This is a genomic window from Bartonella sp. AP9QHHD (genome assembly GCF_042195625.1).
Classification (GTDB): domain Bacteria; phylum Pseudomonadota; class Alphaproteobacteria; order Rhizobiales; family Rhizobiaceae; genus Bartonella.
On the sequence record NZ_JBHIOP010000011.1, the window covers coordinates 1 to 14,261 of the forward strand.

The window sequence follows — 14,261 nt, forward strand, 5'->3', positions numbered from 1 at the left end:
ACATCTTTAAAACTCTTTGAGAAAAAATAAATTGGTACAAAACCTAGTGTCAAAATATACAAAACCCGCTGGCAAGCTACACAAGCTACATACACTGGCTGGGGAACTTGGATTCGAACCAAGATTGACGGAGTCAGAGTCCGCTGTTCTACCATTAAACTATTCCCCAATAAGCCAATTTTACCATTTCTAGCAGATTCTATAGTGTAGGCAAGTGCAAAAAATCTTTAGATTATCGATAATAAAGAGCGATAGGGATATCATTATAATCCCAGTAGTGGCGGTCTCAATATTTTAGCATATAGCAATAAGCGAATAAAAACATATAAATAGAGCACACCGCGAACGGAGGCATCACAAACTCTTGTTGAAATATTCTCTAATAGGTATATGCCTGTCAGGCAACAGCTACTAAATCATAGAGAATTAATGAGTAATATCCCTACTTATCCTGTTACCCCAAACCTACAGTTGGTATACGTCTCAAACATAGAGTATTCTAAGGCTTTTTACAAATTCATCTTCAGGAAAGAACCTGTGTTTACCTCGCTACGCTATGTTGCATTTGCTTCTTCGGGGGATGCTCTCTTTGCTCTCTGGTCTGGGGGCGATACGCCTGAGGAAAATGCACCTCGTTTTTCAGAAATCGGCATTATGTTGCCTACTGGAGAGGACGTAGATAAGCTCTATGCGGAATGGAAAGAGGCAAACCACTGTTGAGATAAATGTTTTGAAGGAACCGTATACTGATGTATTTGGACGTACCTTCCTAATCAAAGATCCAGACGGACATATTATTCGTGTTTGTCCACTGGATTAAAAAGCTTGAGATCTGATCTTTAATTGTCTGAATTATAATACCTGAATTATAATAATTGTCTGTTTCCAAAACCTATAAGCTATGCAAGCTAAGAGGCTTACTTACGACGCGTGGCTTATCCGTTCGGTGCTGTTCCACTATATTCAGCCCCACAACCTGCCTGTTTCCACAGGCGGTCTAATTGGCTTGGACATCAGTCGGCGTTATTGCATGGCCAGCGATCAGTACTTGTAAAATCATAGAAGCTATCCCTTATCGCCTTATGTGGAGTCTTTTGTTGGAATGGGAGGAATATTTTTTACAAGGAAATTGATATCTTTATGAAGTTAAAAAGGTTTTGTACATAAAAACTAATAAAATCAATATATTAAGTGTAGTTATTTTGTATGAATCCACTTAAGAATCCATACTTTTATGCATGTTTGAATTGATCATTTTTTATATAAAATTGCCATGGATGAATAGACCATAAAAAGCAAATCATGATGCAAATACTATAACGCATGGGTGCATTCAAATGAAATGAAAAGCGGTTATCATTCATAACGTATCATAAATTTTATGATACGTTTTTATCACAGCACAAATCACATTGTTTTAAATTTCAGTTGTTTGGAATTATCGATAACATAAATTGCATACGTTTAAGAATGGGATGTGTTTTGCTCTTTATTTGAGTGCAACCTTAAAAGGAATAATCGTTTGAAACGATCATAAGCTTATAGATTGAGTTCATAAAGATTGCATAAAAGAATTTAAAGACAAGATCATTTTTAAAAACGCTTACTAAAAAGTTAGTAAATGATAGGCAGGCATTATATAGATACTATCATCACAATATAGAATGAAAATCACAATGTTATGTCTTATGAAATTGAAAGCCTTTTAATGATATAACGCAAGCAAGCGAGAAAAAAACGTTTTAAAAGTTACAGTTTAAAAATACGAAACCAAATGAGCTCTCTCAAAATTTGGGGGGCACCTATTGAAAAAAAGATGAGGCAGCAAAATTCAAAACCATTGTAACATCTAAGGTATGGGATTTTATTCAATTTTGAGTCAAAAGCTATAATGTTTAAAGATGGCTATTCTAAAGATAACGCCTCCAAAATTGGATTGGTTAATTTTGCCAACTCAAATTTGAGCTGGTTAATTTGCAAAGAAGTTACATTTGAGTGCAAAATGAAAAGATACTTATGAAAGCCTTATTGAGAAAACATTCATTTAAGATGCATTTTCTTTTGATTGGATTGATAAAGTTACCAAGCGTTTATAGATTCTATAATGCTAATGAATGATATCAAAATCATAGCTATCATTTACGTTTCTTTTGATAAGTTTTCATATTTCTAAATAGAGCACTTGCAATATGATACGTTTTGTATATATGAATTTATTACTCCATTGTGGATGATTCATTTGAATCTTATAATCAATATCTGAAAGCCGCGTCATATCATTTGGCTCGGCTTTCTTTTTTGAATTCTCTCTTTAGATAGGTTTATAGCTATTAGATAAGGCTTTCCCATAAACAGAGCCAGATATACGTGTATTACTATGGAAAGGATTTATTTGCGCGAGGATTACCAGACAATGTTTGCTTTGCTTGCGCAAGAGAAAAATTCTTCTCTCTCAATGATGTGTCTCAGATCCGAAAAATATTTAGCCAATTTAATATAAAAGGGGTTGCCACATCTTATACATGTGGTTCAAAGAATCCGCACCGGCTCAAGAGCTTATCATCTCAAATTGCAATTTTTAGAGGAAGAGAAAATATGCATTAAAGGGATTTTAAATAACCCTTGAAAGTTTTGCAGATCCTTTGAAAAAAATAAATTGATGCAAAACCTGCTTTCAAATTATACAAAACCCGATGACAAGCTACAATCATTAAATACTGGCTGGCATTAAATACTGGCTGGGGAACTTGGATTCGAACCAAGATTGACGAAGTCAAAGTCCGCTGTTCTACCATTAAACTATTCCCCAATAAGCCAATTTTACTATCCCTAGCAGATTCTATAGTGCATGCAAGCGCAAAAAATCTTTATGATTATCGATAATAAAGAGCGATAGGGATGTCATTAATTGTTTTGATTTGAATATCGACATCATAAATGTCTTTAAGAATTTCTGGTTGCATAATTTCTTTTGGAGTCCCACAATAGGCCGCTTTCCCATTTTTCAATGCAACAATCATATCTGAGTAAGATGAGGCAAAATTAATATCGTGCATAACAATAAGAATGGTTTTTTTCAGTTCATCAGCTGTGCGGCGTAACTGCTTCATCATAGAAACTGCATGTTTCATATCCAGATTGTTTAATGGTTCATCTAAAAGAAGATAATCAGTGTCTTGGCAGATAACCATGGCTATAAAAGCGCGTTGACGCTGACCGCCAGAAAGTTCATCTAAAAAACGGTCTTTTAAATCTTGTAAGCCGAGATAGCGTAGCGCACTGTCGATAAATTGTTTATCTTCATGTGTATACCAGCCTTTTGAATAAGGATAGCGTCCGAAACTTACTAAATCGTACACGGTTAAGCGAAAAGACAAAGGATTTTCTTGACGCAGAATTGAGAGTTTTTGAGCCAAAATATCGTGGGGCATTTTATCAATATCAAAGCCGTCGATATGAATTGTACCATTATGGTGTGGCAAAAGACGTCTTATCAGCATTAAAAGAGTTGACTTTCCCGAACCATTGGGGCCAATCAGAGAAATAATCCCCCCTTTTGGAAGATGAAGGCATAAATTATCGATAATCAATCGTGTTCCGTAAGCCTTGGAAAGATGATTGATCTCAATCATTTTAGTTTTCCCTTCATCAGTAACATTAAAAAAACAATTCCCCCACAAAACTCAATGATAAAACTTAAACGCCCTGCCATATGAAAAATTTGTTCTAAAATAAATTGTCCCCCCACCAGACAAATAATAGCCAATAATATTGCAATTGGAACAACAATACTGTGTTTTGCTTGAGGAGAAAGTTCATAGGAAAGGTTGGCAACTAACAGTCCAAAAAAGGTGACGGGGCCTACCAATGCGGTGGAAATGGATACGAGAATGGAAATAAAAATAAGGACAGCTGTCGCACTTTTGTGGTAATTAACGCCAAGATTGAGGGCATTTTCACGTCCTAAAGCCAAGATATCAAGAAGATGACGGGAATGCCATCCAATCAGACTCACAATGAAGACAATGATTGTGGCAAAGCCTATTAACGGTGTATTGAATTTATTAAAATTTGCAAACATAATATCGGTTAAATTCATCATTTGGTCTGGATTTAGTTGCAATTGCATAAACATCCGTAAACTGAAAAAAAATCCGCCTAAAACAACACCGATTAAAAGCGTCAAATGAAGTCCTTTTAGGCTTCCTGAAAAGAGCCAGCGAAAAAGGCTTATTGAAAAAAGGATAAGAATGAGGGCTTCAAGAACAAGCTGTCCTTCTTCATTCAAAAAGGGCAAAGAAAGAGAGCCTACAAAATACATTAGGGCAGTCTTTATTAAAATATAAAGCTGATCAAATCCCATAATTGAAGGAGTAAGAAGACGGTTATTAACGATTGTTTGAAATAAAACCGTGGAAACGCTTATTGCATAGGCAATAAGAAGCAAAGAGGAAAGTTTTGTAAGACGAAATTTCCATGTATAAACATTGATGTTCCACGTCATGTAAAGACTAATGACAGTGCATGCTATGATGATAAGTGTTGTTAGTACACATATTGTTTTTCTTCTTCTATCCAAGACGCTTTCTCCAGCGTAAAAGCAGTATCATAAAAATAAAACTACCGATTACACCCATTATGGTGCTGATGGGAATTTCAAGAGAGGGATGAATGATTCGTCCTAAAAGATCACAAATTAAGACCAATCCTGCACCGCTGATGGCCACCCAAGGAGCGGTATAGCGCATATTATCTCCCATGAAACTTGAAACAATATTTGGAATAATCAACCCAACAAAAGGAATACGGCCAATGGTACAGACAACAACAGCAGTGATTGAGGCGACAATAAAAAGACCAAAAAACATGACAACACGATAATTCAATCCAAGGTTATTGGTTAAATCTTCTCCCAAACTTGCAACCGTAAAGCGATCAGCAGTACAATAGGCCAGAATACAAAGGGGAAGGGATAGCCATAAGAGCTCATATTTTCCTTCAAGAACCATCGAAAAACTGCCAAATAAGTAAGCTTGAAGAGAAGGAAGTAACATTTCATAATCTGCAATGGCATTGGTTAAAGAGCCAATAATATAGCTTAGCATAATCCCTGTAAGGGGTACAATGAGAGCAGATTTTAGAGGAATGCGTCGCAATAAAAACATAAAAAGTAAAGTGCCTACCATGGCAAAAATTGTCGCAACGACCATTTTTCCTAAAACAGGAATATCGGGCCAAAAAATCATAATAAAAAGAATGCCAAGGGAAGCAGATTCAATGGTTCCAGTGGTTGATGGTTCGACAAAGCGATTGCGTGTTAATAGTTGCATAATCATGCCTGAAAGTGCAAGTGCTGCGCCTACTAAAAGGATTGCAATGGTACGAGGAAGACGTGTTTGCCAAAAAATAAGCCACGCATGGGGATCGGCTGCGAAAAGGTTAGAAGGTGTGACATCAGAATAACCAACAAAAATGCTGAGGATAGACAGGAAAATTAGAAGTGTTATGGTTATCCAGTAATTCTTCACGTTAAATCATTTTCTAACAAAATCTACAAAAAGCAAAGACTGCTTAATAAACAACCTCTGCTTTTAAATTTTATTTATATAGCAAGCAAGCTCTTTCGTGCGCTTATTTGCTCTTTGTAAAGGCTTCATTGATCTGCTGTGCGGTTTCAATGAGTGCCGTTAAACCGCCATTTGCACGATACCAACTCCAAGAGTCCAAATAAATAATTTGGTTTTGTTTGCTTGCTGTTGTGCGGTGAACAAGCTCATTGTTGAGCAATTGTGCTGCGGATTGTCCTTCCCGTCCAATGGCTGCATCGCGATCAATCACTAACAACCAATCAGGATTGGTTTCAAGAATGAATTCAGGAGAAATGAGTTGTCCATGTTTTTGCACGGTAAGTTTATCGGTTGCAGGGGCAATTCCAAAAGCGGAGTGAAAAATATCGAAACGTGATTTTGGTCCGAAAGCACTGATTTTTCCACCAGAGGTCATGAGTATGAGCCCGGTGCCTTTTCCTTGGGTATTTTTACGGACTTCAGCAAAAGCTTCATTGATTTTTGCAATTTCCTTTTCTGCTTCTTGTGTTTTACCAAAAATTTTTCCAAGGATAGACACATTTCGTTTTATATCTTCAAGAGAATTTTCGTTTTCTACGGTTAGATCAATTGTTGGGGCTATTTTGGATAAGTCTTTATATTTTGCTTGAGTTCTGGAGGAAATAATAATCAAATCGGGTTGAAGAGTGGCAATTTTTTCATAATCTGGCTCAAAAACGGTTCCAATTCTTTCATATTTTGCATCGTCAAATTGTTGCAGATAGGAAGGTTTTTTTCCTTCAGGAAGGCCGATAACTGCTTGGATACCAAGGCGATTCATATTATCTAGCGAGGCAAGATCAAACACAACAACCTTTTGCGGAGAAGTGGGAACAGAAGTCGTTCCTGAAACATGATCAATCGTTACATTTGTCTGGGTACTGGTATTTGCAATACTCGTATGAGTCCACAAAATCGTTGCAAAACTAATTGCAACCAGTAAAACAGAAGTCATCCATTTCATATATTTTATCATCGTGATTTTATCCTTTTATCTAATATTACAAAGGTTTGCGCACTTAAAAACTTAACTTTGGTATTTTTATGCACAAAATGAAGCGTAAATAAATAACACTATGTTGTAAAGTTGACTGACATATGTTACAAATCGTTCACTTACCTCATTTTCACTTAATTCTAGTGTTTTTGCAACATTATTTAGAAAGTTTGACATATGATCAATGTATTTAAAAAGCGTACACGTTTGTACGCACTGACAACAAGTGCTTTCTTCTTTTTACAAGGTGTAGATGTTTCTATGGGGAGTAGTTGGTTCTCACTGCCTTCAATTTCATTGCCAAATCTAAGTGGATTATCATCTCTGGTGCCATCTTTTAGAAATTCATCAAAATCTCCTGCACCTAAAGCAGTTGAATTACCTGCACCTCCTTCGCCACAAGTCGCTAGCCAAGGGGATGGTGCTGTCCCTGGTGCTGTCCCTGGTGCTGTCCCTGGTGCTGTCCCTGGTGGTGTCCCTGGTGTTGGCGTTGGCGGTGTCCCTGGTGGTGTTGGCGTTGGCGGTGTCCCTGGTGGTGTTGGCGTTGGCGGTGTCCCTGGTGGTGTTGGCGTTGGCGGTGTCCCTGGTGGTGTTGGCGTTGGCGGTGTCCCTGGTGGTGTTGGCGTTGGCGGTGTCCCTGGTGGTGTTGGCGTTGGCGGTGTCCCTGGTGGTGTTGGCGTTGGCGGTGTCCCTGGTGGTGTTGGCGTTGGCGGTGTCCCTGGTGGTGTTGGCGTTGGCGGTGTCCCTGGTGGTGTTGGCGTTGGCGGTGTCCCTGGTGGTGTTGGCGTTGGCGGTGTCCCTGGTGGTGTTGGCGTTGGCGGTGTCCCTGGTGGTGTTGGCGTTGGCGGTGTCCCTGGTGGTGTTGGCGTTGGCGGTGTCCCTGGTGGTGTTGGCGTTGGCGGTGTCCCTGGTGGTGTTGGCGTTGGCGGTGTCCCTGGTGGTGTTGGCGTTGGCGGTGTCCCTGGTGGTGTTGGCGTTGGCGGTGTCCCTGGTGGTGTTGGCGTTGGCGGTGTCCCTGGTGGTGTTGGCGTTGGCGGTGTCCCTGGTGGTGTTGGCGTTGGCGGTGTCCCTGGTGGTGTTGGCGTTGGCGGTGTCCCTGGTGGTGTTGGCGTTGGCGGTGTCCCTGGTGGTGTTGGCGTTGGCGGTGTCCCTGGTGGTGTTGGCGTTGGCGGTGTCCCTGGTGGTGTTGGCGTTGGCGGTGTCCCTGGTGGTGTTGGCGTTGGCGGTGTCCCTGGTGGTGTTGGCGTTGGCGGTGTCCCTGGTGGTGTTGGCGTTGGCGGTGTCCCTGGTGGTGTTGGCGTTGGCGGTGTCCCTGGTGGTGTTGGCGTTGGCGGTGTCCCTGGTGGTGTTGGCGTTGGCGGTGTCCCTGGTGGTGTTGGTGGTGTCTCCGGTATTAATACTCCTGCTTCTGGTGCTCCTGCTCCTGGTGCAAATTCATGTTCTGATGGGAGTTTTAAGACCCTTAACTCTGTGATCTGTTCTGATGGGGGGTCTCATACACTAAAGAGAAGTACTATTGGTGTGTTGAAATTTGGCGATAATGCTATGCATGCAACAGGACAGGTTACTCAGAAAGACGTGTATACCGCAGGTGATAAAGAAGTCTTGTATTTAGTTCGAGGGACAACTGTTGAGTTAGAGAAAGTGTCTATTAGGGGGAAGGCTTTTCCAGAAGGTAATGTTATTTTGAGTTCTAATGAAAATGATGATTCTAAAAATTTCAATGGTTATCTTAATGCAAAAATGGGGGCGGGGGTATTAGCAACGCTTAATTCAAAAGTTAAGCTAGAAAATTCAAGTATTAAGGAATTTATAGTCGGGGTTGATGCACAAAACGAAGGAAGGATTCATATGAAAGGTGGGGGGATCTATTATAGTCAGATAGGAGCTTCTACTGATTTTGCGTCATTTGTTTTTCTAGATGGAGTGAATTTTTATGCAGTTGGGGTTGGGTTGAACAGTTCTGGTAGATCTGGAATTATGATGCAATCTGGGTCGATTAATCTTGATAAAGGGGCGGTGGGAGTTGTAGCAGGGTATAAAGGGGTTGTAAAATTAGATGAGGTTAAGATTAATATTAAAAAGGGGATAAGCGGGCGAAATAGTGTTGCTTCTGTTGATTCTACAGAATCTCCAAATCTTATTTTCTTGTCAGATGGGGGTTCTATTTCTTTTAATAAAGGAAAAGTTGAGAGTTCTGATGCAGTTGTTTTGTGGGTTACTCGTGGTATTGACGAGTTTTTAGTCGGTGCAATGGATGATCGTGCTTTCGGAGCTGGTGTTTTGGCGAGTCGTTTTGTTATTGATGCTAATGGTGATCGTAATGATAATGGTGATTCTATTTATACAAAAGATGATATGCTTGAAATGAATGCACTCTATGATGTTTATCACGTTATGGATGATGCTTCTGAAGATGTTCTCTCTACTCTAAAATGGACTGTAGGTAATAGCAATGCTTTGCAATATATGCAAAGTATTACGGGTGATAGGGAGAATAAAAATTATTTTAAGATTAAAGCTGATATTAAAGAATCAACTATTCAAATAACCGGGAAAGATTCTTATGGCATATATTTTAATACGGTATCTTCAGAAGATGAAAAAGAATCAGGTGAAGAAGTAACCGTAAGAAGTTACGACGATAATGAGAGCATGCCGATGGTTCTTTTAAAAAAAGCTACTCTTAGAATTCCAGACGGTGTAGCTATTTATGGTGGTGATTTAAATGGTGCTGTTATTTTAGGAGAGGGTAGTGTTCTTTCGGGTGATCTATTTTTAAAAGCTGAAGCTCATTCTAAACTGTTAGTGCATGCTCATAAATCTTCAATTATAGGTGAAGCTCGTGTTGATGAGAATGCAAATGCTGCACTTTATTTGTCTCATTCAGGATTGTATTTAACAAAAAGTATTCATCATAAACAATCGGAGAGAAATACAAATCATATAGATTCAAAGCTTTCGTTTGTAGATCTTTCAGATAGTAATATTGTATTTTTGCCTCCAAGAAGTGAAGATGAAGGTTATCAAACACTGCAAATTGGAAATAGACGAGATGAAAACACTCTAGGTAGTGGGTTACGTGCTCAGGGAGATGCTAGGCTTTATGTTAATGTGAATTTTGTTTCTGATAATTTAGATAATGTTAAGCTTGTGTCTGATAAGCTTTTGATTCATGGTGATGTTTCTGGAACAACGAAGGTGTATGTAAATGATACTTCTGTCATCACCACTTTAAATAGCCAATTAGAAAATGGAGCGAAAGTTCAGCGTCAAGGTGTACAAAATCAAGATCGACGGGAGGAAAATAGAAAAAAACCTGCCTCTCTTCAAATTATTCAAGTTTATGGAGAAGCAGAAGAAGATTCTTTTAAACTTGCTAATGAATATGTTACATTGCAGGGATCACCTTATCAATATGTTCTTAGGGCTTCTGGTCCAATGCAATATAGTGCTTCTGGTCCAATAAGATATTCCAGTAGACCAAGAAAACCTGAAAATAGACCTGAGGTAGTGTGGACTTTCAGCTTAGAAAGTAAATTAGAAAATGGTGAGAGGCGGCAAAGTATAGCTCATGGACCTCGTAATCGTATTAGTCCTAAGACACCTTTTGTGCGACCTGTTGTTTTTGATGTTTCGTCATCTGAAGATGCAGGCACTGTGTCTGGGGTAAATAGTTCTTCAGGATTAGATTCTTCATTAGTACCTGATCAAGTTACTGCTTCTGTTTTGCCAGGGAATCCTGAAACACTTGGGAGATCTGATGTAGAAGAGGCTGATGTATCTGTTGGAAATCCTGTTACAACTTTTGAATCAGAAGGACATACTCCATCTGCTTCACTAAGAGTTTTGACAACTGAGGAGACTGTTGATGGAAGTGAAGATACTTCTCTTATTGCTTCTCCTAATGGAACAGATAGTCAGAATGAAGTAGAAAATGCTACAGTGATCCACAGTGATACTGATACAGTTGATGTGAATAGTGATATTACAGAGGTTGGATTAATTCCGTCTCAGGCTGTTATATCTTCTGCTCCTCAATCTTTTACGCCAAAGAGTTCTGGACTTGGAAGGTCTGACACAGGCGATTCTGATGTGGAGTTAGGTCTTTTGGCTGGAATTTCGTCAGTCGCTGGAACTGAAGAAGGTACTTCATCTTCTACGTTAGATGTTCTTCCTGCTGAGCCTTCTGCTCCTCAGTCTTCTTTGTTAGGAAGTTCAGAGACTATAGAACCTACTACTTCTGGAAAAACTGGAAAGCCTAAGGCTTCTTCTTCCTTAGTTAATTCTACTGCGTCTAAGCAAGAGAAGCCTGCATCTAAGGAGATGGGAGATAAACCTGTAGGGCGTGTTCTACTTTCTACTGGCGGAGCCAATACACTTAGATCTGAATCGCAAAACCCTGGGGTTGTATATACTGTTACATCAACCAATGGTATAAAGCAGGAAGGTGGTTCTTCTCAATGTAGTGGAGATATGGGGAAAAATGGTGCGGAGAGATTGCAAGTTGCTTATTCTTGTGCCGATGGAAAATTACACACGATAACAGGACAAACACTGAAGGCGCGTGGTGATACTCAGCATTCTATGCATGCAAAGAGTAATACAGTTGTTAAGTTAGAAACTGCCACTATTGTTGGAGCAGAATCTGATAAAGGAAGTAATTTTGGTGTTACGCCATCAAAGTTTGTGAGTGCTGTGCTTGCAGAAGAAAAAGCAGAGATTGTTTTGGATAAAAACTCAACAATTCAATCTTCTGTAATTGGGCTTGAAGCTAAAAGTGGCGGAAAAATTAAGATGATTGGTGGAACAGTAGATGCGCTTTATGTGGGTGCTTTGGCAGGTTCTGGATCGTCTGTTAACTTAAAGGATACAAAAATTAACGTGACGGGGAATTTTGCTGCAGCTGGTCTGGTGAGTCAGGCTGGTGAGGTAACCATGGACACTGGAAAGATTGCTATTGAAAGAGGAGTGGCAGTAAGGTCGGAATCTGGAGGCAGCGTTAAGTTAGACAAAGTTAGCATTACTGCGAAAAAAGCGCAGAATAAGTTAGATTCAGCAGAGAATTTAGAGCGTGCAGCTTTTCTGGTGAGTGATAATGCTTCTGTTGATTTTAAGAACGGAAATGTTGTTACTGATGCCCATGCTGTGTGGGTTATGAAGAGTGGTGATGCTGTTGAGACGGGTTCTTCTAGGAGAAGGAGATCCTCTGACGTTCGTCCTACTATGAATCACGTAAATATCGAGTCTTCTGCTGTTAAAGTGGAAGGTGACGGAGTCTACGGTATATATTTTGATGGGGGAACACAGAAGGAAGCGAGTCAACAAAATCGAAGTCAGGATTTAACAACTGAGAAAACAAATGTTGTTAAGCGGAGTACTGTGTCCAAACAGGAAAAAACGCCTATAGGCATAACAGGGACAGTTTCGTTGAAAAAAACTGATTTTGAAGTTGCAAATGGTATAGCTATCTATGGTAATAATTCTGGTGGTCGTGTTTTATTAGAAAATAAAACAACTCTTGCTGGTGACTTGTTATTAAAAGCCGAGAATGATTCGAACATGTTGGTTTCAGTTGATAGTTCTATTGTTACAGGCGGTGTTCGCGTTGATAAAAATTCTTATGCAAAATTAGACTTGGCTAATAATTCACAGTGGATTCTAAAAAGAAGTACACAGAGGAATTTGGGGACTCTAGATTCAGGATGTGTGGATTCATGCATTTCTTCTGTAAGTCTTGTAAATAGTGCTATTGATTTTGCACCTTCGGAATCTGAAGGAAAATATCAGACTCTCCATATTGGAAATGGGAAAGGAACTGTTTATGCGGCACAGGGTAATGCTGTAATTCATCTCAATGCACGTTTAAATCCTCGTGATCCGAGTGATCAGCAAGTCACTGATCGGCTTGTCATTCATGGTGATGTTTCTGGAAAAACAAAAATACATGTACGAGGTGATGCGGGCAATGTAGGAGATGGTAAAGCGAATGCCAAGATTGCTCATACTGTTTCAATTATTCAGGTCTATGGTCAAGCGAAGAAAGACTCTTTCCAACTCGATGGCAATTATGTTGCACTGAGAAACTCACCTTACAAATACACCCTTCGTGCTTATGCTCCAGAAGCGACTTCGAAACAGGAGCATGTTCAGCAGAAATTTGTTAAGGATGGTGGAGGATTTTGGAATTTCCGTTTAGAAAATCAGTATGTTAAGTCTGTTGGATCTGCTGCCCTTCCTGAACAATTTGTAAGGTCTGTTGTTCCACAGGTTCCAACTTATCTCAGCTTGCCTAATAGTGTATTCCACGCTGGTTTGATGGATATTAGCAATCAAAATAAGCAATTGGAGACGTTACGGATGACTTCTACAGGAATGGTAGAGGTTCGTGAAAATCCCGCTTTATACTTGCGCGGCTATGGTGGAAGTTATCATTATGCTTCAGATCTGTCCGCACTTGAATATGGTTACGGAGGTGATCTTAGTTATAATGGTGTAGAGGCGGGTGTTCTGCTGCAAACTATTGAAAATACCGACAGTGCTATATCCTTTGGCATTATGGGAACTTATGGAAAACTTTCTTTGCAGCCTGTGAATGTTGAGTACAGTCAGAAGAGTGCATTTGATAAATGGACTGCTACGGTATATGGTAGCATGCAGCATAATGTTGGCTTCTATGTCGACGGTCTTTTATCCTATGGTCTGTTCAAAGGTGATGTTCTCACCCTTGCACGGGGTAAAACAGCAACATTAAAAGGTAATCCTTTGAGTGTTTCTTTAGCTGGTGGTCAGACAATTATGACAGGATATAAGGGCTTTGTCTTTGATCCGCAGGTTCAGGTTGTGTATCAATATCTCCAGTTTAATAAAGCCCGTGATATCGACAATTTTGATATTGAAATGGGTAACCTTAATCAGTGGGTAGCACGTGTTGGTGGACGCTTAACCAAGATTCCTACAGGTTCTGAAGGCGTGAATGCTATTGCTTTCTATGGTAAGCTTTATCTTGCTCATGGTTTTGAAGGAAAACAGTTTGTGCATTTCAATGATGCTTTCAAGTTAGGAGCTTTTGGTTCTTCTCTAGAGGCTGGATTAGGTTTTAATGCCAAACTGTTGCCACAGTTCTCTCTGCATGCTGATATTCTCTATCAACACAAGCTTAATAAGGCTGGTTTTTCGGGAACGAGTTTTTCCGGAGGAGTACGTTATCAGTTTTAATATAAGGTACACTATGTACCTTTTTAGAAAAGGCAGCACATTGTGCTGCCTTTTTTCTTTATAACAACTTGTGTTGTTCTTAAAAAATCTCGTCTTCTTTATTAAGCAAAAAAGACATAGTTTGTTTTATGCATGAGAGCACTTTTCTTCGCTAAAGCGAATTTTCTTAAAATTTATGCTGCTACTGATGCGATAGAGTGCTTCGCTTTTATCGGCTTTTTAAGCGTTCAGCAGACCGGTATGCGTTACGTTATCCTTTTTGGTACTGTATTGATATTATCTAATATAATATTTGATGTTTTCTAAAGCTCGTTTTTGAGAGTTTGTTTTCTACTGATTTAAGTCATTGTTTCATTCATCTCCTTGTGGATTAATTTTTAAAGTTCACAAGGTTTGATTGTGTTTTTAATTAATTACACGCACTGGTTTTATTTTTTCTT

Annotated in this window: 8 protein-coding genes, 2 tRNA genes and 1 pseudogene; 5 read left to right on the top strand and 6 right to left on the bottom strand. The window is 39.4% G+C overall.

All coding sequences use genetic code 11. The features are described from left to right. Positions 1-95 precede the first annotated feature (95 nt). Positions 96-169 (bottom strand) — tRNA-Gln (locus tag ACFIK4_RS00800). A gap of 368 nt (positions 170-537) precedes the next feature. Here ACFIK4_RS00800 and ACFIK4_RS00805 point away from each other — a divergent pair. From ACFIK4_RS00805 to ACFIK4_RS00815, 3 genes and pseudogenes are all read left to right on the top strand, one after another. Next, a complete protein-coding gene (locus ACFIK4_RS00805) occupies positions 538-720 on the top strand; it encodes a hypothetical protein (RefSeq protein ID WP_375647596.1) in 183 nt (60 codons plus the stop codon). Positions 721-1,001: 281 nt separating this feature from the next. Next, positions 1,002-1,133, top strand: a complete 132-nt coding sequence (locus ACFIK4_RS00810; RefSeq protein WP_375612406.1) for a hypothetical protein — start codon at positions 1,002-1,004, stop codon at positions 1,131-1,133. A 1,243-nt stretch (positions 1,134-2,376) separates the two neighbouring features. Then, a pseudogene (locus ACFIK4_RS00815) lies at positions 2,377-2,582 on the top strand (DNA adenine methylase); the annotation flags it as partial. 153 nt (positions 2,583-2,735) lie between these two features. Here the strand turns inward: ACFIK4_RS00815 and ACFIK4_RS00820 are convergent. From ACFIK4_RS00820 to ACFIK4_RS00840, 5 genes are all read right to left on the bottom strand, one after another. Beyond that, positions 2,736-2,809: transfer RNA gene (locus ACFIK4_RS00820), tRNA-Gln, on the bottom strand. 64 nt (positions 2,810-2,873) lie between these two features. Further along, positions 2,874-3,632, bottom strand: a complete 759-nt coding sequence (locus ACFIK4_RS00825; protein ID WP_375647600.1) for an ABC transporter ATP-binding protein — start codon at positions 3,630-3,632, stop codon at positions 2,874-2,876. Then, on the bottom strand, positions 3,629-4,504 hold the full coding sequence (locus ACFIK4_RS00830; protein ID WP_375674573.1) for an iron chelate uptake ABC transporter family permease subunit: 876 nt from the start codon (positions 4,502-4,504) through the stop codon (positions 3,629-3,631). The genes ACFIK4_RS00825 and ACFIK4_RS00830 overlap by 4 nt, the downstream gene beginning before the upstream one ends. Before the next feature lie 67 nt (positions 4,505-4,571). Beyond that, on the bottom strand, positions 4,572-5,528 hold the full coding sequence (locus ACFIK4_RS00835) for an ABC transporter permease (RefSeq protein ID WP_375613670.1): 957 nt from the start codon (positions 5,526-5,528) through the stop codon (positions 4,572-4,574). 103 nt (positions 5,529-5,631) lie between these two features. After that, complete coding sequence (locus ACFIK4_RS00840) at positions 5,632-6,582, bottom strand: siderophore ABC transporter substrate-binding protein (protein ID WP_375613669.1); 951 nt, start codon at positions 6,580-6,582, stop codon at positions 5,632-5,634. Between the two features lie 394 nt (positions 6,583-6,976). Here ACFIK4_RS00840 and ACFIK4_RS00845 point away from each other — a divergent pair, with 394 nt between their 5' ends. Further along, the gene (locus ACFIK4_RS00845; protein WP_375674576.1) at positions 6,977-8,077 is read left to right on the top strand and encodes a hypothetical protein; all 1,101 of its coding nucleotides are present in this window, start codon (positions 6,977-6,979) and stop codon (positions 8,075-8,077) included. Between the two features lie 47 nt (positions 8,078-8,124). Beyond that, positions 8,125-13,821: an autotransporter outer membrane beta-barrel domain-containing protein gene (locus ACFIK4_RS00850; RefSeq protein WP_375674578.1), complete on the top strand. Its 5,697-nt coding sequence runs from the start codon at positions 8,125-8,127 to the stop codon at positions 13,819-13,821. Positions 13,822-14,261: the final 440 nt, after the last annotated feature.

What these genes read in the sequence shown, in the direction of transcription:
- ACFIK4_RS00825 (WP_375647600.1), bottom strand. Translation starts at nt 3,632, where the DNA reads ATGATTGAGATCAATCATCTTTCCAAGGCTTACGGAACACGATTGATT.
- ACFIK4_RS00830 (WP_375674573.1), bottom strand. Translation starts at nt 4,504, where the DNA reads ATGACGTGGAACATCAATGTTTATACATGGAAATTTCGTCTTACAAAA.
- ACFIK4_RS00840 (WP_375613669.1), bottom strand. Translation starts at nt 6,582, where the DNA reads ATGATAAAATATATGAAATGGATGACTTCTGTTTTACTGGTTGCAATT.